This is a genomic window from Micromonospora sp. NPDC049645 (assembly GCF_040675155.1).
GTDB lineage: Bacteria > Actinomycetota > Actinomycetes > Mycobacteriales > Micromonosporaceae > Micromonospora.
In genome coordinates, this window is sequence record NZ_JBFAOI010000016.1 from 42,351 (window position 1) to 62,458 (window position 20,108).

The 20,108-nt window shown below is 66.3% G+C and carries 20 protein-coding genes and 2 pseudogenes; 11 read left to right on the forward strand and 11 right to left on the reverse strand.

Going from position 1 to position 20,108, the window contains the following annotated elements:
* Window positions 1-22: 22 nt before the first annotated feature.
* Window positions 23-388: a hypothetical protein gene (locus AB0J33_RS26975; RefSeq protein ID WP_363617200.1), complete on the reverse strand. Its 366-nt coding sequence runs from the start codon at window positions 386-388 to the stop codon at window positions 23-25.
* Window positions 345-649: pseudogene (locus tag AB0J33_RS26980) on the reverse strand (transposase); the annotation flags it as partial. The gene AB0J33_RS26975 and the pseudogene AB0J33_RS26980, both read right to left, overlap by 44 nt.
* 196 nt (window positions 650-845) lie before the next feature.
* On the opposite strand from AB0J33_RS26980, the gene AB0J33_RS26985 reads away from it, so the two are divergent.
* Window positions 846-1,253, forward strand: coding sequence for a hypothetical protein (locus AB0J33_RS26985; protein WP_146758810.1), 408 nt, complete (start codon window positions 846-848; stop codon window positions 1,251-1,253).
* A gap of 453 nt (window positions 1,254-1,706) precedes the next feature.
* Window positions 1,707-1,895, forward strand: coding sequence for a winged helix-turn-helix domain-containing protein (locus AB0J33_RS26990; protein WP_363617202.1), 189 nt, complete (start codon window positions 1,707-1,709; stop codon window positions 1,893-1,895).
* A gap of 445 nt (window positions 1,896-2,340) precedes the next feature.
* Here AB0J33_RS26990 and AB0J33_RS26995 read toward each other — a convergent pair whose 3' ends face one another.
* Together AB0J33_RS26995 and AB0J33_RS27000 are read right to left on the reverse strand one after the other, a co-directional pair.
* Window positions 2,341-2,511, reverse strand: a complete 171-nt coding sequence (locus AB0J33_RS26995) for a transposase (RefSeq protein ID WP_363617204.1) — start codon at window positions 2,509-2,511, stop codon at window positions 2,341-2,343.
* Between the two features lie 530 nt (window positions 2,512-3,041).
* The gene (locus AB0J33_RS27000) at window positions 3,042-4,208 is read right to left on the reverse strand and encodes a helix-turn-helix domain-containing protein (RefSeq protein WP_363617206.1); all 1,167 of its coding nucleotides are present in this window, start codon (window positions 4,206-4,208) and stop codon (window positions 3,042-3,044) included.
* 330 nt (window positions 4,209-4,538) lie between these two features.
* On the opposite strand from AB0J33_RS27000, the gene AB0J33_RS27005 reads away from it, so the two are divergent.
* The 4 genes from AB0J33_RS27005 (at window position 4,539) to AB0J33_RS27020 (ending at window position 8,348) form a co-directional block, all read left to right on the forward strand.
* Entirely contained in the window at window positions 4,539-4,928 is a 390-nt protein-coding gene (locus AB0J33_RS27005; protein ID WP_363617208.1) for a hypothetical protein, read from the forward strand.
* A gap of 317 nt (window positions 4,929-5,245) precedes the next feature.
* Window positions 5,246-5,731, forward strand: coding sequence for a hypothetical protein (locus AB0J33_RS27010; protein WP_363617312.1), 486 nt, complete (start codon window positions 5,246-5,248; stop codon window positions 5,729-5,731).
* 159 nt (window positions 5,732-5,890) lie between these two features.
* Window positions 5,891-7,540: a site-specific DNA-methyltransferase gene (locus tag AB0J33_RS27015; RefSeq protein WP_363617210.1), complete on the forward strand. Its 1,650-nt coding sequence runs from the start codon at window positions 5,891-5,893 to the stop codon at window positions 7,538-7,540.
* Between the two features lie 7 nt (window positions 7,541-7,547).
* On the forward strand, window positions 7,548-8,348 hold the full coding sequence (locus AB0J33_RS27020) for a DUF4145 domain-containing protein (RefSeq protein WP_363617212.1): 801 nt from the start codon (window positions 7,548-7,550) through the stop codon (window positions 8,346-8,348).
* A 235-nt stretch (window positions 8,349-8,583) separates the two neighbouring features.
* Here the strand turns inward: AB0J33_RS27020 and AB0J33_RS27025 are convergent, their stop codons facing one another.
* On the reverse strand, window positions 8,584-10,536 hold the full coding sequence (locus tag AB0J33_RS27025; RefSeq protein WP_363617214.1) for a DUF262 domain-containing HNH endonuclease family protein: 1,953 nt from the start codon (window positions 10,534-10,536) through the stop codon (window positions 8,584-8,586).
* Window positions 10,537-10,867: 331 nt separating this feature from the next.
* Here AB0J33_RS27025 and AB0J33_RS27030 point away from each other — a divergent pair, with 331 nt between their 5' ends.
* Window positions 10,868-11,305, forward strand: coding sequence for a hypothetical protein (locus AB0J33_RS27030; RefSeq protein WP_363617216.1), 438 nt, complete (start codon window positions 10,868-10,870; stop codon window positions 11,303-11,305).
* A 589-nt stretch (window positions 11,306-11,894) separates the two neighbouring features.
* Here the strand turns inward: AB0J33_RS27030 and AB0J33_RS27035 are convergent.
* From AB0J33_RS27035 to AB0J33_RS27050, 4 genes are read right to left on the reverse strand one after another with little or no spacing between them, the layout of a single operon-like run.
* The gene (locus AB0J33_RS27035; protein WP_363617219.1) at window positions 11,895-14,375 is read right to left on the reverse strand and encodes a tetratricopeptide repeat protein; all 2,481 of its coding nucleotides are present in this window, start codon (window positions 14,373-14,375) and stop codon (window positions 11,895-11,897) included.
* The gene (locus AB0J33_RS27040) at window positions 14,372-14,956 is read right to left on the reverse strand and encodes a hypothetical protein (RefSeq protein WP_363617222.1); all 585 of its coding nucleotides are present in this window, start codon (window positions 14,954-14,956) and stop codon (window positions 14,372-14,374) included. Before AB0J33_RS27040 ends, AB0J33_RS27035 begins: the two co-directional genes overlap by 4 nt.
* Window positions 14,957-14,983: 27 nt before the next feature.
* Window positions 14,984-15,262: a Tn3 family transposase gene (locus tag AB0J33_RS27045; protein WP_363617304.1), complete on the reverse strand. Its 279-nt coding sequence runs from the start codon at window positions 15,260-15,262 to the stop codon at window positions 14,984-14,986.
* Window positions 15,153-15,836: a Tn3 family transposase gene (locus AB0J33_RS27050; RefSeq protein ID WP_363617224.1), complete on the reverse strand. Its 684-nt coding sequence runs from the start codon at window positions 15,834-15,836 to the stop codon at window positions 15,153-15,155. Before AB0J33_RS27050 ends, AB0J33_RS27045 begins: the two co-directional genes overlap by 110 nt.
* A 353-nt stretch (window positions 15,837-16,189) precedes the next feature.
* Here AB0J33_RS27050 and AB0J33_RS27055 point away from each other — a divergent pair.
* The 4 genes and pseudogenes from AB0J33_RS27055 to AB0J33_RS27070 all read left to right on the forward strand — a co-directional run.
* A pseudogene (locus AB0J33_RS27055) lies at window positions 16,190-16,570 on the forward strand (site-specific integrase); the annotation flags it as partial.
* A gap of 467 nt (window positions 16,571-17,037) precedes the next feature.
* The gene (locus AB0J33_RS27060) at window positions 17,038-17,544 is read left to right on the forward strand and encodes a hypothetical protein (protein ID WP_363617226.1); all 507 of its coding nucleotides are present in this window, start codon (window positions 17,038-17,040) and stop codon (window positions 17,542-17,544) included.
* A 519-nt stretch (window positions 17,545-18,063) separates the two neighbouring features.
* Window positions 18,064-18,624 carry a hypothetical protein gene (locus tag AB0J33_RS27065; RefSeq protein ID WP_363617228.1) on the forward strand — a complete coding sequence of 187 codons (561 nt, stop codon included), beginning with the start codon at window positions 18,064-18,066 and terminating at the stop codon, window positions 18,622-18,624.
* Window positions 18,625-19,102: 478 nt separating this feature from the next.
* The gene (locus AB0J33_RS27070) at window positions 19,103-19,489 is read left to right on the forward strand and encodes a hypothetical protein (protein WP_363617230.1); all 387 of its coding nucleotides are present in this window, start codon (window positions 19,103-19,105) and stop codon (window positions 19,487-19,489) included.
* A 1-nt stretch (window position 19,490) separates the two neighbouring features.
* Here AB0J33_RS27070 and AB0J33_RS27075 read toward each other — a convergent pair whose 3' ends face one another.
* Together AB0J33_RS27075 and AB0J33_RS27080 are read right to left on the reverse strand one after the other, a co-directional pair.
* Window positions 19,491-19,886 carry a hypothetical protein gene (locus tag AB0J33_RS27075; protein ID WP_363617232.1) on the reverse strand — a complete coding sequence of 132 codons (396 nt, stop codon included), beginning with the start codon at window positions 19,884-19,886 and terminating at the stop codon, window positions 19,491-19,493.
* Window positions 19,883-20,062, reverse strand: a complete 180-nt coding sequence (locus tag AB0J33_RS27080; protein WP_363617234.1) for a hypothetical protein — start codon at window positions 20,060-20,062, stop codon at window positions 19,883-19,885. The genes AB0J33_RS27075 and AB0J33_RS27080 overlap by 4 nt, the downstream gene beginning before the upstream one ends.
* Between the last annotated feature and the right edge of the window lie 46 nt (window positions 20,063-20,108).

Here is a 20,108-nt window from a genome sequence, read left to right on the forward strand (position 1 = left end):
TCCGGGTCGGGTTCCATCGTTGTCACCCGGGGCCCCACACGATCGTCACGTCGACGGTGTGGGACAGCTTCTCCAGGACACGGATCCACGGCCTGGACGCGACGGCCGTGCGGATCTGTGGGCTGCTGATGAGCAGCCGCCGCCGTGAGGTGGCGAGGGCGGCGTCGAGCCAGGCCGAGTGTTCGTACACCTCCTCCTGCCAGCGGATCACCGCCCGGTTCAACGCGGCATTCGCACCCGTCGCGGTCCGGATCGTCTCCGGCATGAGGGCGAGGTCGTCTGCTCTGCTCAGCCGCTCGCCGACGTCGGTGACGGGTGCGTGGGAGTGTTCGACTGGGGCGGCCGACAGCCGCAGGCGTTCGACGGCGCCGGTAGGCCAGGGACGCACCGACCTGGCAGTTCTCCGCCCGACCAGCGGTCCCGGAATACTGCCGCTGCGCCCCGGCCGACCGGGTGCCCTTGTTCAGAAACCCGGTGTCGTCGACGATCAGGACTCCGGCCGGGTCGCCGGGTACTCGATCACGTAGTCCCGCACGTCGTCACGGACCGCGTCGACGTCCCAGTCCGTCCACCACAACAACCGCTGCATCCCATCCGGCGACACCTCACCGGCCTGCTCAGCCAAGGTCCAAGGGTTCTTCCGGCCCAGACCGACACCAGGCCGGCCGCACAGGTACTGCCGCGCCGCCTCCGGCTCCTAAAAACTGCACCTGCGATGCCGGGGCCGGGACCCGGAGATCGGAGTTTGTTGATATTCTTTCTGGGATCTGCTTGCCGGTTCGCGTGCCCTCCTGAGAGCCCGGTGAGCCGCTGGCGGCCAGCCAACGAAAAGAAACGGGGACCTCATGAATCGTTTGAAGTTGGGAATCGCCCTCGCCATCGCGGCGCTCATGGCGTCATTCGGCATAGGCGCCTCACCCGCTTATGCCGCCTACCCCACGACGCCCTTCGGGATCACTGGCGGCGAAGACTTTGGTTGGACGAACGGTGGATTTATTTGGTACAACCGATCGGTCGGTGTCCAAGGCGAAGTGTGCGACGAAGGCGGTGTCGGATCGACTACCGTATGGTTCTATTTCTATCTTAATCGTCAAGGTACGGGCACTCCCTACAGCGAGGAGCCCCGTTCGGAAACCAACGCCTGCCGTCCCTTCAACTGGAGCGAGTCCGGGCCTGCCGGCGGAATCTTGAGCGTTAGGGTGTGGCTCTGCACGACCGGAGGGTGTGGCTACGAGCTTTATACGCGGCCCTGATTCCGAGAACTCGCGCAGGCCGCCATCTGCTCCTACCGAACGGCGGTCGTTGCGCCGTCTGCTCGCGGTGGTATCGGACAGCCGCGCTACAGAAGTTGAAAGGCTGACGTCCGTCGACGTGTCTGCGTGATCCGGGTCGATGGGTTCGGTGGGCCGGAGGAATGAGATATCCGGCTGGTGGTGGCATGAACGCGGCAGCCCGGGTTCGGCGTGAGAAGGTCCGGATCCAGGTCGCGTCCATGTTCGAGAGGTCTGTACCGACCGCGCAGATCGCTTCTGAGCTGCGGGTTTCTAAGAAGTCTGTGCGTCTGCGGCGGCCGCGGTGGACTGCTGACGGAACGGAGGCTCTGGCGTCGGCCGGGCCGGGCAGTTCGGACTGCAAACTCTCCGTCGGCCAGCTGAAACAGCTGGCCGAGATGCTCGATGAAGGTCCGATCCTGCACGGTTGGGACGATGCCCGCTGGACCCTCACGCGGGGTGGCCGAGGTGATCGCGCGTCGTTTCGGCGTCTCCTACACGCTGCGCGGTGTGTCCTATCTGCTGCATCGCATCGGGTACAGCCAGCAGGTTCCACTCGTCGGGCGGTCGAACGCAATCCGGAAGCGATCGCCAGCTGGCATCGCGGGCGGTGGCCGTCGGTAAGAGGTTAGCGGCGGCGCAAGGGGCCTGGATCTGCTTCCAGGCCGAGGCAGGCCAGGTCATGCGACCGCCGGTGGCCAAGACGTGGGCCCGGCGCGGGCACACGCCGGTCATCAAGGTCTCCGGCAGGGGCTCCGGCCGGGTTTCGATCACCGGCCTGGTCTGCCTCAAGCCCGGACAGCGAGGCCGTCTGATGTGGCGCACCCGGCTGCACCGTGGTCGTGCCGGGAGCGCAGCAGTTTCAGCGAGGACGACTACATCGCCTTCCTCGACCAAGCTTACCAGCGCCTGCAGGCACCGATAGTGCTGATCTGGGACATCCTGAACACCCACGTCAGCCGCCGCATGCATGCCCTGATCGCCGCCCGGCCGTGGCTGACCGTGATCCGGTTACCCTGTCGGGCTCGAAAATCGAGCTTCGGCTACGCCGCCTGCGAATACTGGGTGATCAGGCCACCGAGGATTGGGCGTCGCTGGACCGGGCGGTGGTCAGGTCTACGACCTCCGGCGGCCGGCTCTGTGGCTGCTGTTCCAATGAACGATGTGGACGGTGGCCGTTGTAGTGCGCCACGTATTCGCTGAGGACCGCCGCCAGATGACGCTTGCCGACGACGAACATCCGGTGCACTCCCGGCTACGGTGCACACCCAGCGCTCGGCGAACGCGTTCGCCCGCGGTGCCTGCGGCGGAGTCTTGATCACGTCGATGCCCGCGGCGGTGCCACCGGAGCAGTGTCGCTGGGCTGACGAAGAACGCCGACCAGCGCGGGCGGGGCAGCAGCCGCGACAACACCGCCAACACCACCCGGTCGGCCGGTTGGAGATCTGGACGGTGCACCTGTCGACGCAGCACCGCCACCTGATGCCGGAGCACCAGGATTTCCACGTCCTTGGCCCCACCATCGCAGGCGAGCTGGGACAACATCTGTAGAACCTGGCGAAGCAGCAGGTACGTCAGCCATGTACTCATGGCCTTCATCGTGTCGGCCAGGTCGATGTCGAGCGAACTGCAGCTCAGCCGGCGTAACCCAATTCTCGAGCCCCACAGGCCTGTCCGGCATAATCAGCTCGCTACAGGTTTCGATACGTTTTGGTAACAAGCTGAGCTACATCAGTATGAAGAACATGGAGCTCACCCGGCTCTGCTGATCTAGCCGGCGAGGATCCGGGCGACGGCGGTGCTCAGTACGCGTACGCCGCGGGTCGAGCCCGCCTCCAGCCCGGTCAGATCGCGCACCCGGGCCAGCCGGTAGTCGAGCGTGCGCGGGTGGATGCACAGCGCGGCCGCGGTGTCGAGCCGGTTCATGTCGTGCTGGTAGTAGGCGTCCAGCGTGGCGACCAGGTCGGGGCCGGCGTCGAGTTGCGCCGCCACCACCTGGAGCCACTGCCCGACCTCCGCCAGCCGGGCGGCGCCCAGTTCGGCGAAGACGTCGGTAACCGTGTACGCGTGGCGCGGCACGGCCCGCACCGGTGCGACCTCGCTGACCTGCCGGGCCAGCGCCACGGCGTCGCCGAACGCGCGCACCCGCCCAGGCGCGGTGCCGGCCGCGCACGGCCGGCCGGTCATCGAGGCCACGTCGCGGGCCAGCGCGAGCCCGCGCTCGACCGCCGGCTGCCGGCCACCCGGCGAGCTGGGGATCAGCGCGACCACCTCGTGCGGCTCTGGCCAGCTCAGCGGCATCCAGTGCGTCTTCAGCAGCGCGCCGGCGAACTCGTCCCGCGCCGCCTGGTCCGGCCCGGGCGACCCGCCGGCCACCCGGACCACCGTCGCGACGACGTGGTCGGGGACCGGCATGTGCAGGCCGCGCGCCAGGTCGGTCGCGCTGTCGTCGCCGGCCAGCAGCATCACCGTCAGCAGCCGCACCTGGGCGACGGTCGCCAGCGTGCGCCGTTGCCCCTCGATCCAGCCCTGGGTGTACGCGCCCTGGGCGGCCAGTCCCGCGGGAGCCAGCCAGGCGAGCGTGTGCATCGTCGCGCCGATGTCGTTCGGGCCGGCCGCCTCGTACACCTCGCGCAGCGTCAGCCGGGTGTGCACGAGCAGCACCTGCCGCTGCGCGGTCAGGGTGAGTCCCTTCTCGCCGCGCTGGCGGCCCATCGCGGCCATCAGGTCCAGATCCTGCTCGTGGAACGGTGCGCTGTCCGCCGCGAGGTCGACCGTGCGCTGACGGAGGAATACCGCGAAATCGAGCATCTCCGACCGCACCCGCGGCATGGCCGCGAGGTTGCGGTATTCCAGCAGCTCCTCCTGGTAGGCATCCACCGCCCGGCGGGCGTTGTCGGCCACTCGCTGCCGCCAGAGGCTGAACAGACCGCCCATGCCGGTCAACGGTAATCGATGCGTTCCGGCCACGCCGCCGGGTTGACGCGGACCGGACAGCCTTGCGGACATTCGCAAAAACCGGGGTACGCCGGCGACCGGGTTCTCGCCCTGTCACGAAGACCCGGCCACCGGCACCCTGGAACGCTTCGCCATGGACGTCAGACGACGGCCCGGCCGGGTCGGGCGCGACCAGGTACGCGCCCCGGCATCCGCAGATCGCACAGCACTCGAGAGGTGGTTCTGGTCATGACATGGCGTAGTCGACCCTCCGCCGGAGCACGATCCGGCATTCTCCGCGCATCCAGTCTGCTGTTAGCCGCGACGGCGATGCTCGCCGCGTTCATGGCCGCACCGTCCGCTGTGGTCGCGGCACCCGCGCCGAGCGGCGACGCGGCTGTCGCCGAAATCGGAGCCGAGCGGGCATCGGCGAGCTCCGCCGGCACGTTGAGCGTCACGACGTCGACGGCGGCCGCCGCCTCACCGGCGAAGGGCCGCGGTTTCTCGGTGATGTCGGGCTCCTGCCCGTACGCCGGGCAGTACATCGACCCGTGGCTGATCGTGTTCCAGGGCTGCACCCTCACCGGCCAGCCGACGACCGCGGTCAGCGCCCGGTGCTCAAACGGGGCCACCCTGGGCCCCGTGCACGTGCCGCCCGGCGTCTACGACATCTATGTCGACTGCTACCCGGCGTTCTTCAGCTCGCTCACGTTCATCTGATCGGCCCACCCGGCACGGATCCCGTTGCGGAATCCGTGCCGGCGGTGCCGGTCTCACGGCAGCGCGTCCAGGTGCGGGCCGACGTGCTGGCGAAGCGGTTTCCGTTCGTCACGTCCCAGTTGACCGACCAGGTCATCGCGCCGCAGGACCGACAACGGTCGGCCGCGTCCGTCGACCGCGACGTGGATCTTCCTGCTCGGCCCGCCTGCGGGATCGACCGATGCCCTTGTTCGCCCTCGGCGCCCTCACCACAGTCGCGTTCGCCCTCGCTTGCTACGAGGACTTCACCGCCCGCGACACGCCCAGTCCCCTGTTTGGTGCGATCTTCTTTGCGTTCATATCGCTGGCCGGTCCGCTCGCTGTTGCCCTTCACCTCGAAACGTACGGGCGTCGGGATGCCTAACGGCCCGCACATCTACCGGCCGCTGCAACCCGAACGGATGCGCTTGTGGATGCCTCACCAGGGCGGATCGAACCGGAGTTGGCTTCACGCCGCCCTTGGTGCCCGCATCCAACCCGTCTACGACAGCCCGTCCGGACGGTGGCTGATCGCCCGCCCCCACTTCACCGTCCTGGTCGACGCCCTGCTTGACCGATTCGAGCAGGTGGACGTGTCCGCCGAGTTCTCAGCCACCCAGAAGTGCGACACCCGGTGCCGCAACGCGGAAGGCGACGATTGCGACTGCTCGTGCCTGGGTGAGCACCACGGCGGCGGCCTGTGGGGTGGCGGCTGGTTCCAGGTCGGGGAGACGACGCTGATCCGCCCCGATGTGCGCCTGCGGCACATGCGGCTGACAACATGAGCGGCGGCACCGGCTCAACCCGCGCTACGGCTCCAAGCGGCGGCGCATAGGCCACTGAGAGCCCTGCTGGACGTGTATGGATGCCTGACAAACGGGTGAGGGCGGGCGACAGCTGATGGGGTGATGTGATGCGCCAGCACCTTCTGGCAAGCTCACTCCATGGTACTGGCGAGGGCGGGCGCTACCCGGTTCAATAAGCTCTTCTTCGGCGATAACCTCGCCGTCCTGCACGAGCATGTGGGCAGTGAATCGGTTGACCTCGTCTACTTGGACCCACCTCTCACCTCTAACACGTCACCCACCGGCCGGCGAGAAAAGAGAGAGGGCGTAACGGCAACCTCGCCAAGGGACAACATCCAAGCGCGTGACGAACCGTGGTCATGGGACTACGACGCAGTGGTCTGGGGCGAGGAGATGCTCGATGGAGTTGCCGATCCGCGGGTCGTCAGCTCTCTACGGGCGATGCATCAGCTGATGGGGGAGAGCGATGCACTTGCCTACATAACAATGATGACGCCTCGCCTGATTGAGTGCCATAGGATCCTCAAAAAGCGCGGGTCCCTCTTCCTGCATTGCGACCCTACGGTCTCGCACTACTTAAAGATGCTACTTGATTCGATCTTCGACCCAGAGGCATTTCGCAACGAAATCGTTTGGCCAAAATCTCTGACGAAGTCATCGTCCACCCACCGGCTTCCCTTCAGTCACGACGTAATACTTGCGTATGGAAAAACCGATGCAGCTCGATGGAATCACGAGGCGCTCTTCCAAGCGCGCGGCACCGACGACCTCAAGAAGTATCCGCATCGCGATCCCGACGGGCGCAGATACCAGCTTGCCAGCCTGACAGCTCCGACTTCCGACCGACCAAACCTCACGTACGAGTTCTTGGGTGTGACCAGGAACTGGCGTTTGACCAAGGAGCGGATGGAAGAGGGCCTTCGGGCCGGACGAGTTGTTCAACCAGGACCAGGAAGAACACCCCACCTGAAGCGGTATCTGGACGAACAGCGGGGAAACCCTCTTGGGGACGTCTGGACAGACATCCCTCCGCTCAACGCACGCACCCCCGAACGGGTTGGCTATCCCACCCAAAAACCACTCGCGCTCATGGCAAGGATTATCGAGGCGACGACAAGGCCGGGCGACTTGGTCCTCGACCCCTTCGCCGGAAGCGGCACTACGATCGACGCCGCACAAAGCCTCGGTCGGAGCTGGATCGGCATCGATTTGGATCTACTTGCTATCGACCTGATCGACGCCCGCCTTCGCTCCAAGTATTCCGAGTCCGTCCGCGAAACTTATGAGATTCTCGGCACACCTAAAACGCTTCCTGACGCCCGGGAACTGCTGTTTCGGTCACCACTCGAGTTCGAACGCTGGTGCGTCATGCTCGTTGGCGGCCAGCCCGAAGAGGGACGGTTCGAAGACAAAGCGATCGACGGAGTGGTCCGTATTCCAATTGATGAAAAGGATGGATCTCACCGAGTCCTCGTGTCTGTTAAGAGTGGCCCGCCCGACTTTCAATACCTACAGCACCTGACCGACGCGGTCGACACCCAGCAGGCGGCCATGGGCCTTTTGGTCATGATAAGCGAGCCGCCGAGCGACATGATGGACGCGGCCCGACAAGCGGGGTCATATCGTTATCCCCTCAATGGCCAAGAGTATCCACGTATCCAGATAGTCACCGTTGAAGAAATGGTCAGGGGCGAACGACCCAATCTGCCTGTTCCACTGTTGCCATTCTTCCAAGCCCGCCGAAAAAGCGACGGCACGGGCCTCTCGACCGCGCCCGGCGAATGCTGATGCGACGATGCCTGACTACGTGGAACGAAGCAATTTTATCGAGCTTGCAGGCCCATTTCAACAGTGGCCCGAGTTGCAGTGCCCGCGCTGCAGGCGGAGCGTGCTAGAAGCCGATGTTCAATCGTTTGAGAACGTAAGGAGCATTGAGGCGCGGCTGGGCGATGAGGTCTGGGATGGGTGGACGGAAGGATACTTCCATGGCACCTTGTCCTGCGCCCGCACGCCGTGCGGAAACAAGTATGTTGTCGTAGGAGATTGGAGGAAGAGATCCCGGTCCCTGCCCGATCAGGACGACTTCTTGGACGACCCTCATCTGGCTGGATTTTCGGTGAGGCACATTCTGCCCCCCCTTCCCGTCGTACCGTTTCCCAACAGGACGCCGGAAGACCTCCGCTCACTAGTGCAGTCGGCTAGCTCGGTATTGCTGTCTGACACGAGCGCTGCCGCGAACCGCATGAGATCTGCGGTTGAATGTCTGCTTGATGCAAAAAAAGTGCGCCGTCTTCCTCCAGGCAAGCGGGGGGCAAAGTATCGGCTTAACACAGATCGCCGAATCAGGGAATTCGCGTCCGAGAACAACAAGGTTGCTGAACTTTTGATGGCGATCAAGTGGATAGGCAACGCGGGGAGCCATGAAAGTCGACCCTTGTCCCTCAGCGTAGTGCTGGACGGGATCGAACTTTTCGCCCACGCTATTCACTTGTTGTACGACGACACAGGGGCGGCGCTGCACAGGCGGGCGGCCCGCATTAATAGGCGCCGCGGACCCGACCACAGGTCCACCGCGCCCCGGGGCCCCGCGACCTGAACCCACCGTCGCCAGGAGAGCGGGGTACCCCTGCCGGTCGCATCCCGAGTACCGGAGGTCACCGGTGGTCGCGTGGGGTCCGCCAAAGGATTGATCGACCGTGAGCAGGGGCGTTTCAGAGCAAGCGGCAGGTGCTCCCCCGTACGTAGAAGCACTTCGTCGTGTCCGCGCTGGTAGCGGCGGTGCGCAGTCGTTCGATCAGCGCCTGCTGCGATGGGAACAGCCCCGGGCCGAGTCAGGCCAAGTCGTGGGTGGCGTTCGCTGGCACTTCACCCCGGGTCCACTGGGAAGGTACCGACGACCCGTTGTGCTGGATCGTCTCCCCTGCCTGCGGGCCAGCGGGCGGACCGGTCCACACCGCGCAGATGTGATCAGTCAGCTCCGCTGCCCGCGCCTCGATATCCTCGTCGCTCCAGGCGTCGGGATGGTCCTTGATCAAATCCCTCGACAGCACCAGCAGGCTGTACTTCTCCAGCAGGCTGCGCTTGCCCAAGCCGGCCTCACCACCGGAGGCCATGCCCACAGCCTCCGTGTCAGTCCACGGCCGATTCGACAGGGCGCCGTTGAGGCTCTTCGCCACTAGGGTGAGGTTGCCAAGAGTCTGGATGCGTCGGTTACGGTCAGCCGCCTGCTCAGGCGTGAGCCTCGGCTCGGGGTTCCAGTGAGTCTGCCACGATTGGGGCATGACGTGTTCGATCTCGAGCTTGGCCGGGAGTGCAATGTTCTCGTGGTACTTGGTGCGAAGCTTCTTTTCAACCGCCTCTAGGACGACGCGCAAGCGCGTTTGACGGAGGTATCCGTAAAGCTTGAGCGAGGGAAGCTCGGCCTTCATCGTCGCGTCGGTCGGCCACAGACGTGCGTCTGCCCGTTGAGCGGCCAGGAAGTTCCGGACGGCGTCGCCCGCCGTGTCGATCGGCGAGCGGTCGAGGAGCTTGAGGATGGAGACCATTGTCTTGTTGACGTCCTTCATGGTCATCCGAAGCAACGTCCGGCGCATGACCCAGCTCTCCAGCGCCCCGAGGGCGATCTCTATCTGCTTCTCGGGCACCTTGTGGTTGTCCGACAACAGCCACAGCAGTAGCGGGCTGGTCGCGGCCAGGCCCATCGTTTCGATGACCCGGGAGTAGAACGACCCCTGGACCGTGTCCTCCGGGAGATTCGCCAAGGCGCGATAGGTGTCAGCGTCCTTACGGAACTCGCTCAAAAACTTATCGGCGTCTTCAGGGCCGGACATGGAGGGCCCGGCGTGCTCAGTGAACACCCGGAATACCTGCTCGGTCTTCACCTCGTCTCGCAACCGCATGGTGAGCCAGTACTGCACGAAGATGTCGATGCGGGAGCGCTGGTGACGGCCTTGGACGATCTCGGCCCGCCACCAGTCATCGTCGAAGTCGACCCAGTGTGTCTCCGACCAGTCCTCGACGTCGGCGCCGGCCTTCACGCCCCGCTGGAACACCCAGTTCTTGATCAGGTCAGCCTTGAGAAGCGGGGTCCCTCGGTCATTGAGTGTCTCGAAGATCAGTTGGGAGTCGTCGTGGCCCGTAAGATTGATCGCGACGATGTAAAGCCCATCCCTCAGCGTTGCCGACAGCGCCGCCGCACGCGCCTGTTCCGATCCCGGCGGGGTGTTGCCATCGTCGTCGGGCGTTCCGGTGAGCCAGGCGTGAGCCTCGTTGGAGAAGAACTCGTGGGCAGAGATGATCCGGTGCTCCCCCTCCCAGCCGGGCTTGGGATCCATCGCTTGGGCGAAAGCAGGTCGGTCATGCTTGGACGGCCACAGCTTGAAGCGCTCGGGCTTGCCTTTGAAGGCCGATGAGCGGTTGAAAATAAGTTCCTCGAGGTCTTCAGCGAGGAGGTCGTGCCCACGCTCGGCGACTGCCGCCTGGACGGCATCGATCATCAGTTGGATCGTGGTCATGCGCTGCTGCCCGTCGATCACCATGTGTCGAGTGACATCCCCGACGACCGGGGGCTTCGACTCGTAGACAACCGCCCCCATGAAGTGGTGTGGCACGGCCGGCTCAGCGCCAGCGGCGACTACACGACTCTCTGCAACCCGAACGACGTCGGCCCAGAGAGGCGCCCACTGATCTTCTTCGTTCCAGACATACGGCCGCTGGAACGGCGGGATCTCGTAGTGCATCTTGCCGTCGAACAACTGACGAGGACTCAGCGCATCTGCCTTCACCGGTGCCACTCCTACTCGCCCACGACAGGACCGGACGCCATCCTGCCAGAGGGCACCGACAGCGTGCCCGCCTCATATCGATGAGCGGGCACGGCAGGCGATCTCACCACCTCGCTCTGGCCGCCCTCGCGGTCCTGAGGCTTTGCGCCGTCGACCCCGCCGACCACAACACGGCCGACCGATGCAACTCTGCCCGACAGCCTGAACAACTCCGCAGACGTCCAGGGACGACGAGCCGCTGACACCGCTTGCCAAGCACCCCATCGAGGTCACGTCCGGGTTAGCCGAACCGCTGCCAGCTCCACATCACCACACAGCGACGCCGATCAGCATGAGATCGTCCGCAGCGTCATCCAACGGCGCTCCGGCTATCGGCTGGCTGGCCTGCGAGACCTGCCGACACGTCTCGCAGGTCGTCGGCGAACGGTACGGCCACCAAGCCGCACTGCCGCTGGGCCGGCACTCGATCATGAACGGCGACGTGGCCCAACGGCAGACGGCCACGACCACCGAGGTCGCTGCCTCGCTGATGGCCTCCGCGCGGCGTGGTAACAAGCTGCGCGAGTGGCAGCAGGTGGAGTTCGGCCGGCTCGCCGAGCCACTACGCCTGACTGCTTCGAGCGTGCCGCTGGCCGAGTGGCAGCGGCACTCGCCGCCGTCGCTTGGAGCGAGCGTTGACGCCTTCGACCGCTACGGGGTCATGCCCGTACCCAACGACCTCAGCAGCCTCCGGCAGGCCCAGGCCCAATTCCTGTCCGCCGCTCGCTAATCATAAGTCCAGCCACTGGCCGCTGTTGGATACCCGGTAGCGCCAATGACCCACGAAACTCATCGACTCGCACGTCGACTGCTCGACACATCCCTACCGCACATCGACGGACAGTCGGACTGAGAGTCCACCAGGTCGAGACCGACCATATGTCAAGTCAGGACACTGGCAGGTCGAACCTACGTCCCATTCCGAACTCCGGTGCCCGTCGGCGACCAAGGTGACCTCCTGCGCCAGTCATACGGCCGGTTGCGACCTGCGGTCGGTGAACAGCGGTGGAACCGCTCGCGGCGTGCCGCCGAGCGCGTCGAAGGCATCCTGGCCTGCGTCTCGCAGTCGCGATCCGCGGCGGACCAGGCCCCAACGGCCTGCCGCGGATCGCGATGCTGGTCGATCGTTGAGTGCTGCCGAGGGCTGCACCCTCGCGCATCGATGTGGCTTTAGGTAACGTGGCGATCACAAAGGGTGGGTGGGGGTTTGGATGGCCGAAGGCAACCACGAGCCGGACCCGGCGCGGATCGTCGACCGTGCTCAGTTCGCCGGCGCGCTCACCGCGCAGCGCGAGCAGGCAGGGCTGACCGGAAGTAGATCAGCGTGTGTCCGGTGGCAACTTGTCTAGCCAACGGGTAAGCAAGGCCGCAGTGTCCCGATCGCCGCTGTCGGTAAACGCTTCGATAGCCCGTTTCCAATTGCTACGGACCTCGTCGAAACGCCCAACCCTTCCCAGAGTCGCGCCGAGGTTGCCCAGCGCCCAGCCTTCGCCGTGTCGGTCGCCGATCTCGCGGGAGATGGTCGCAGCCTGCCGCTGAGCACTGATCGCCTCGTCAAAACGCCCGACCCCTTGCAGGGCCTCGCCGAGGTTGCCCAGTGTGCGTCCTTCGCCGTGTCGGTCGCCGATCTCGCGAAAGATCTCCAGGGCCTGTTGGTGGGCGGTGATCGCCTCGTCAAGACGCCCGACCCCTGGCAGGGACGCGCCGAGAGTATCCAGCGCCCAGCCTTCGCCGTGTCGGTCGCCGATCTCGCGAAAGATGGTCACAGCCTGCCGCTGAGCACTGATCGCCTCGTCAAAACGCCCGACCCCTTGCAGGGACGCGCCGAGGTTGCCCAGCGCCCGGCCTTCGCCGTGTCGGTCTTTAGCCACCTTGCAGATCGCAAGATCCTGCTGATGGGCGATGATCGCCTCGTCAAAGCGTCGGACTTCCATCAGAGCCAAGCCGAGGTTGCCCAGCGTCCGCCCTTCGCCGTGTCGGTCGCCGGTTTCCCGGAAGATCGTGGCAGCCTGCTGCTGAGCACTGATCGCCTCGTCGAAACGCCGAGTCTCCCGCAGGGCTTCGCCGAGGTGGCACAGCGTCCGCCCTTCGCTGTGCCGGTCGCCGGTTTCCCGGAAGATCGTGGCAGCCTGCTGCTGAGCACTGATCGCCTCGTCGAAACGCCGGACTTCCTTCAGGGCCAGGCCTAAGTTGCCCAGCACAATCCCTTCACCGTTCCGGTCACCTACCTCGCGGACGACGGCGATGGCTCCCAGGTGGATGGTGATCGCTTCGTCGAACCGCCTTACCTGTAGCAGCGCCACACCGAGGTTGTTCAGCGCGCTGCCTTCACTGTGCCGGTCACCGGTCTCGCGAAAGATCTGGATGGCAGTGCCGGTGATCTCGATCCAGTCATCGAAGAAGCGGCGGAAGTTGAGAAACTGGCTGAGTTCGGACGCAAGGTCGGTGCTGATGTCGGGATGTCCCGTCGCGGCCGCGCTGGCGCAGGCGGCGAGCAGGTTGGGGCGTTCGTCGTCGAGCCAGGCCAGCGCGACGGTGCGGTCGCCAAATCGGGGAGACACTGGGGCGGGTCCTGGCTGTATGTGAGTGTTGGCGTCCCGGGTGGTGGTGCGGTAGTGCTCCAGCAGGCGGACGCCGGCACGTTCCCTTTGGTCGGGAGCAGTGTCAGGGTGCTCGCCGGCGTACAGGCGGACCAGGTCGTGGAGTCGCCACCGTCCCCAAGTGTGGCCGGCCTCGATGAGGTGGGCGCGGGCCAGGTCTTGCAGGATCTGCTCGGTGGCTTGCGGGTCGAGGCCGGCGAGGTGAGCGGCGGCCTCGGTGCCGAGGTCGGGGCCGGGATTGATCGGCAGCAGCCGGAACAGGGTGGCTTGCGGGTCGCTGAGGTTCTGGTAGGACAGATCGAACGCGGCCCGTACGGCCCGGTCCTCGCGGCTGAGCTGGTCCAGGCGGGTGTGCTCGGCTTCCAGGGCCTGGGCCAGGGAGGCTACTGGCCGGGTGGGGTGGTCTGCCAGCAGCGCCGCGGCGATGCGTAACGCCAAGGGCAGTCCCGCACACAGGTCGGCGACCCGTGTGGCGGCGTCGGCCTGATCGTGGATCCGGGTGTCTTCCGGACCCCGCGCCTGATGCAGCGCTTCGGCCAGCATATGCACAGACGCCGCCCGGTCCAGCACGTCCAGATCGTGCAGGCGGGCGCCGACGTCCAAGGTATGCCGCGATGTGATCAACACAGCGGTGTCCCCGTCGCTGGGCAGCAGCGGAACGACCTGGTCGGCGGTAGCAACGTTGTCGATCACGAGCAGGATCCGCCGACCCTGCCTGGCGAACGCGGCGAGCAAGCTGCGGAACAGCCGGCTCCGGTCAGCCTCTGTGGCGGGGATGTTCTCGCCTGGCAGCCCAAGTGCCTGCAATAGCCTGAGCAGGGCTGCTTCGGCGGCCACGCGCCGTTGTGGGTCGTAGCCGAACATATCGACGAACAGGACACCGCCAGGGAACCAGCCGGTCTCCTTCGCCGCCCGGCTGGCGGTCTGGACGACCAGTTCGGTCTTACCGATCCCGGCCAGCCCCGCCACCGCGGATACCAGCACTGGTCCGCTCTCGCCGTGAGGGGCTAGAGCCTGCATCAGCAGGCGGACCTGCTCGTCCCGGCCGGTGAACGTCACCGATGCGGGCGGTAATCCGGACAGCGCCGGCTCCACTGTGGGCGGCAGCACCACGGTGATGGTGTGGCCTTGCACCACATGGTTGAAGAACACACCACCGGTGATGGTGTTCGACACCGCCGACTCGTCCTTGATGTTCATGTCGTCGGTCCGGCACCTGGTACCGGGCCGGTACCGGTACCGGGCTGTGCCGAAGACAAGCCGGTGATGTCGCGGGCCTGTACGGCCGGCTGGTAGAAGGTGCCCCCGCTAATCGTGTTTCGCACGTCGCCGGCACCGGCTTGCTGGGTCGGGGGCGGGCCGGCTGGTGGTGCCGGCGAACCGATCGACAGACCGATGATGTCGCGGGCCTGTACCGCCGGCTGATGGAAGGTGCCCCCGCTGATCGTATTGTCCACGGTCCTGCCGCCGCTCGGCGGCGGCGCGGTCGGAGGGGTCAGGGACCGGCGGGTCAGCGCGGCGCTGTAGATCGCCACCGCCAGGCCGAGCACACCGACGAAGAACCCGAGCACACCCGACCATCGGTTGGCGTCCTCGACGCCGGTGACGCCGAAGAACACTCCGACGCCAGTCACGGTGAGCCCTGCGACGATCCCAGCCACCCACACGACGATCTTCCAGCCACGTCCTGTCACCCCACCATCATCAACCGTCACACCGGCCTGGGGATCCCCGCATTGGGTCGCCTCCGCGACACCGACTGGCTCGCCGCACATGGCCATCCATTCACCTGCCTGCGTTGCGGCCTGTCAGCCGTCGTCGGGGTCGGTGTGGTCGGGGTCGCGCAGATCCCGCCAGGCGCCGCCAAGGACGGGTAGCCGGAACGAGTAGTGGCCGTGGACGTTGATGTGCCGGCGTACGTACGCCGACAGCCGGGCCACGTCGTCGTCGAGGACCGGGTAGCCCTGCTGGCGCAGCTCAGTGAGGGCCCGGTCCAGGTAGACGGTGTTCCACAGGGTGACGCAGTTGAGCACGAGGCCGAGGGCGCCGAGTTGGTTCTCCTGCCCGCCGCGGTAGGCGCGGTGCAGCTCGACGCGGCGGCCGTGGAAGATGTGCCGTGGCCAGGTCGTGGCGGCCCTCGTTGAGGTTGCGCATCGCCTTGGTCTCCCGCCGGTAGGCAGGGTCGTCGACGAAGGTCAGCACGTGCAGCGTTCTGAAGATCCGCCCGTAGGCGGCGAACGCCTCGCCGAGCTGAGTGGCTCGCCCGTCGCGTTGTAGCATCCGGATCACCTCATGGGCGGCCACGGTCCGGGTGTAGATCGAGCAGATGACCCGCAGGATGTCAGGCCAGTGCCGGGCGATGCGATCGAGGTCGATGGTGCCGCGGGCGGCCCGGTCCAGGGCGGCGTAGTCCGCGCCCCGGTTGATCCGCCACAGCTTTGCGTCGGGCAGGTCGGCCAGCACCGGCCGGTAGTCGAACCCGAGCAGGGTCACGATCGCGAACACGATGTCGGAGTACGAGCCCTGGTCGGTGATCAGCACGTCAGGGCGGTGGTCGTTGTCCGGGTTGAAGACCAGGTCCGCGAAGTGCAGGGTGTCCCTGCTTGTTGTAATCGCACACGCTTTCGCCCGCAGCGGGTAGGACGGCGCCGCGCACGCCACGGCGGCGGCGCCGTCCTTGCAGCTACAGTCGCTCGATAGCGCCCACGAGCGCGCTGATCCACGACAGCAGGTCAACCGAGCGGCGTGCGGGCGTCGGCCGAAGGGTGCCCGCCATGACCGAGTGGGGACGGCTTGGCGCCATCGACGCCAGCTCGGCGTTCGGCGTTCTCGACGCCATCAACGAACCTCTGGACAGCGACGGCGTTGAGACCCTCGCGCACAAGGGTGACCCAGTGCCGTCGGCGCCTCCACTGCAATACCTCGCTCGACTCCAGGAAGACCTTCGGTCCGCAGCGACGTAAGCTGGCGCGCCAAGCCTCGCCGACACGGACACTGTCCGCTACCACGGCAAGGGCGCCAAGGACCGCCGGGTACGGCTGGGACCCAAGACCGCTCGGGCCATGAGCCGCTACCTCCGAACGCGGTCCCAGCACAAAGGGTCACTCCTTGCCGAGCTCTGGCTCGCGGACCGAGGCACACGGGCACTTGCGGCCAACGGCATCAAGCTCATGCTGAAACGTCGCGGCCGGCGCGCCGGCGTCGCGAACGTCCACGCTCACCGTTGGCGTCACAACTTCGCCCACGAGTGGAAGCGCGCCGGCGGCGACACGGGCGACCTGATGCTGCTGCTCGGTTGGACCTCAGACGACATGCCCCGGCACTACGGCGCCAGCGCAGCCGCCGAACGCGCCCAGGAAAGCCAATCCCGTGTCGGGATCGGTGAACGTGTCTGAACCCGACGAACGGACAGCCGGGTCGACGGGGCTGACACCGGAGCAGCGTCGACGCCGGGCACGCATAGCCGCCCACACATCCTGGGCCAAAACAACCGACCGCCGCGCCCGCACGGCAGCCGGGACTAAGGGTTTCCTCGATCGCTTCGAACGACAGGTCGATCCCGAGGGCCTGTTCGATCCAGATGTACGCGCGGAAATGGCACGACACGCCAGGACGGTATACATGTTGCAGCTGGCGGAACTGTCCCGCAAGTCCCGCCGTCGGCGTACCGATCCGAGTGCATAGGCAGGTAGCGTGACTTAATGGATCGGCATGGCAAAGAGCTCCCCGATCGGCTGTCCACGGGCCCCTATCACAGCGCGGGCGGCGGCGCCGTCCTGTCAGGCTGAGCCGAGGCATCGCAGACGCACAAGCGGATTTCAGCCAAAAAGGACGCGCGGCCCTGCACCGCTGGTCGGGCAGAATGCCCTACGTGAGCGCGCCAGCACCGCGGCGGGTCGAGGAGAAAGCCGTTCGGCTCGACTACGGGCAGTTCTGCCTCTGCGGTAATCCATCGCCCGATGCCGACTACATGTCCCTGCTCGAACAAGCGATCAATGGCCCAGGCGTCGCGGCAGACGACCACGGGGTCATCGTCATCTCCCCTCACCAGAACAACGTCGAGATGCCGTTCCGTCTGGAGGTGTGGGACGACCGGCCGCTTGACGATCACGAGGATTGGGAGGAGGTCTTCGAGGCCAGCTTCCTGGTCGTCGATGAAGGGCTTCGCTACTTCAGCCCGACGGACGCCGTCGCCAACTTCGAGGTGCCGAGCGGTCGGTATGCCGCCCGAATATCGGGTCGGGGGTTCGTCAACCGCGGTTGGCCCGGCTCGATCACCCCCGGCGACAGGTGGCGGATACAACTCTGGCCGTCGGCCGGCGACATCCCCGCGCGCCGGCTCAAGGAGTGGCATCATCCTGCCACCTGAAGACGGCGCCACAACGGGGCAAGACACCGCCTCCGAAGATGGAATGAACGGGCGCGTGACGCCAGCAGTCCAGCGGCCTCGGCCGGTCCCGTCCGGCGGCCCGGATCGTCGCACAGCGGCCAGATCGGCCGCCGCACACGCGCCGTCCGGGCCGGCGCTACCGCAGTGCTCCCCCGTGACATGACCGCAGAACTCTGCTCGAAGCCTGCCGGGCGGTAAGCCGCAACGAATCCGTGCTGCCCACCGTGACCGTCCGTGAACTGCGGCGCCACACCGCCGGCTGGGACGACGACGTGCACCTCGACGACCACGAGATGGCTGGCTCGGCAGCGACGCCTGGCCGACGCGGCGCGCCGGTGACGCCAGTCGACCACCATGGCCCCTCGAACAGAGACAATCGCGACAGTAAGCAGGGGTCTACTGTCACCGGATTCGTGAACCGGCGCCGCCGGCATGGCAACTGACGATAGTGCGAATCACGGCTGACGGGCTGAGCCCAACCACGGCGAGGGGACGTCGATGAGACTGCTGGAGACGATGATGCCGCAGGTAGCGGCGCTGATCGGCGTGGTGGTCGGCACTGTCGGCACGATCATTGCCACGACAGTGGCCGAACGGGCTCGATGGCGGCGCAGTCAAATGGTGCGATGGGACGAGCGGCGGCTGGACGCCTACGCCGATTTCACGCGTGCCGTGAAGGAAATCCACTTGCTGGCGCTGGGAATGCTCAGCGCCCACCGGCCCGGCGCCCGTACCCCTGCACTTGACGGCGAGGAGGGGTTGACGCGGTTGGCTGAGGCGGATGTGCGGCACACGCTGACGTGGGAGGCAGTCCTGCTGCTCGGTGATGAGGTCACCATAAGGGCAGCCTCCGCATGGCGTCACGCGGTGCGAGCTCTGGAGCAGGCCGCGCGGTCCTTACCGGACCCGCCCAACGACCTAACGGAACTGGTTCGGCGGGCCGACGAGACCCGTGACGGCTTCTACCGCGCCGCGCGAGCCAGCCTCGGTGTGCGCGGCGGCACCGTCGACCAGGTGCGGCGGCCAGCCAACAACCGTGTGCCGGCCATGCGCCTCTAACGTAGGTCCATCACACGAGCTTCTTGTGGCAGATCCGGACGGCTGGGATGTCACTCCGCGAGCAAGCGGACGGCTTTCGGCTTCGAATTCGGCGAGTAGGGTCACCCCGTGACTCTCCCGGGGGGCCGGCCAGGAACCCTGCCACCGCTTCCTCTCGCTGGCCCCGAAGGGGCTTGTGACCGGACTCTGCTTGACTGGGGGCACCGGTTTCGGGGAGCGGATCGAGGGCAGTCGGACGTGGAATGCGTCGCCACCCTCACCCACCGGCCAACCGAAAGACCTACCCCAACACGGGTAGCCGTGTCCGTATCAGCGGTCCGTCGAGGTTACCCGCCCCGGCGGCAACACCCCGAATCAGCCGAACGACAGGGGCAGGAAGTCATACCGGGCCGGGCGACCGAGGGTCCCCGGCTGGGGCCGATCAATAAGACCTCCGATCTCCTCAACGGTCAACTGGCGAGGTTGGTTGGATGGCGGAATGGACTACCGGAAGCTCTTCGCGGACGTGCATCGACGGCCGGGGATGTTCACGCTGGACGGCTCGTTCCACGACTTCACGGTCTTTATCCGGGGCTGCGAGGCCGGCAACGACTGGCAGCTGCTTGCAGGCTTCAGGGAGTGGCTGGTGACCCGCTGCGGGCGCGGAGACAACCTGATCTGGGAGGCGCTGGTGCTGCACCAGGCGTTCCCGGATGGGCCACCGCAACGCGAGCAGCTTGAGACGGAGATCGAGCTCAATCAGTTAGCTGTCGAAGCGCTGTTTCGGCTGCTTGACGAGTTTCTGCAGCGACGGACAGAGCATGGTGGCCTGGCTGACATCTTCGACGAGTACGTGACCTGGCGAAGGGAACAGAGCTGGTCGTGATTCATGCGGCGGCGTCTTGCCTCGCCTCGAATGCCTTGGCAGGGTCGTATCGCTGGCAGGTCGCCAGGCAGTGATGCAGACAACCGAGGAGCTGGTTGAACAGGTTGCGTAACGCGGCGGGGTGCCGGTCCCCGTGGTCGCGTTGGCGTTGGTAGTGCTGTTTGGCGGGCTCGGCGTCGGTGGCGGCGACGAAGGCCCACAAATACCCCGGAGCGGCGAGCCGGTCGTTTTTACCTTGCGGTGGGTGATGGAGATGCTGCGACCAGAGGCCGGGTGACCGGAGCTGCGCCGGCATAGGCCTTCTACGCACGGGCATCAGCGAACCGGGCGAGTTCGTCGCCGATCTCGGCCAGCACGCGGGCGCCGTCACGTCGGCCAGGCCGGGAAAGCTGGTCACGATCGCGTGGTCGGGGTGCTGGCGGCCTCGGCAAGCTGGTCGGAACTGGCGTGCTCGACGTTCAGCGTTGCCAGCAGTGCCAGCGTCTGGGTGCCCATGGCTTCCTCCACGACGGCCAGGTGGCGCAGTTGCGGACGGCGCAGCGCCTGCTGCAGCTCGGCGGCCAGGTCCTCCACGCCGCGTTGGCGGCCGCCGCGGCGCAGCGCGGCATCCCGCGGACCT

Coding starts and splice junctions, on each gene's coding strand:
- AB0J33_RS26985 (WP_146758810.1), top strand. CDS start 846: ATGAATCGTTTGAAGTTGGGAATCGCCCTCGCCATCGCGGCGCTCATG.
- AB0J33_RS26990 (WP_363617202.1), top strand. CDS start 1,707: ATGCCCGCTGGACCCTCACGCGGGGTGGCCGAGGTGATCGCGCGTCGT.
- AB0J33_RS26995 (WP_363617204.1), bottom strand. CDS start 2,511: ATGTTCGTCGTCGGCAAGCGTCATCTGGCGGCGGTCCTCAGCGAATAC.
- AB0J33_RS27000 (WP_363617206.1), bottom strand. CDS start 4,208: ATGGGCGGTCTGTTCAGCCTCTGGCGGCAGCGAGTGGCCGACAACGCC.
- AB0J33_RS27005 (WP_363617208.1), top strand. CDS start 4,539: ATGCTCGCCGCGTTCATGGCCGCACCGTCCGCTGTGGTCGCGGCACCC.
- AB0J33_RS27015 (WP_363617210.1), top strand. CDS start 5,891: ATGGTACTGGCGAGGGCGGGCGCTACCCGGTTCAATAAGCTCTTCTTC.
- AB0J33_RS27020 (WP_363617212.1), top strand. CDS start 7,548: ATGCCTGACTACGTGGAACGAAGCAATTTTATCGAGCTTGCAGGCCCA.
- AB0J33_RS27030 (WP_363617216.1), top strand. CDS start 10,868: ATGAGATCGTCCGCAGCGTCATCCAACGGCGCTCCGGCTATCGGCTGG.
- AB0J33_RS27035 (WP_363617219.1), bottom strand. CDS start 14,375: ATGAACATCAAGGACGAGTCGGCGGTGTCGAACACCATCACCGGTGGT.
- AB0J33_RS27040 (WP_363617222.1), bottom strand. CDS start 14,956: ATGGCCATGTGCGGCGAGCCAGTCGGTGTCGCGGAGGCGACCCAATGC.
- AB0J33_RS27060 (WP_363617226.1), top strand. CDS start 17,038: ATGCCCTACGTGAGCGCGCCAGCACCGCGGCGGGTCGAGGAGAAAGCC.
- AB0J33_RS27065 (WP_363617228.1), top strand. CDS start 18,064: ATGAGACTGCTGGAGACGATGATGCCGCAGGTAGCGGCGCTGATCGGC.
- AB0J33_RS27070 (WP_363617230.1), top strand. CDS start 19,103: ATGGACTACCGGAAGCTCTTCGCGGACGTGCATCGACGGCCGGGGATG.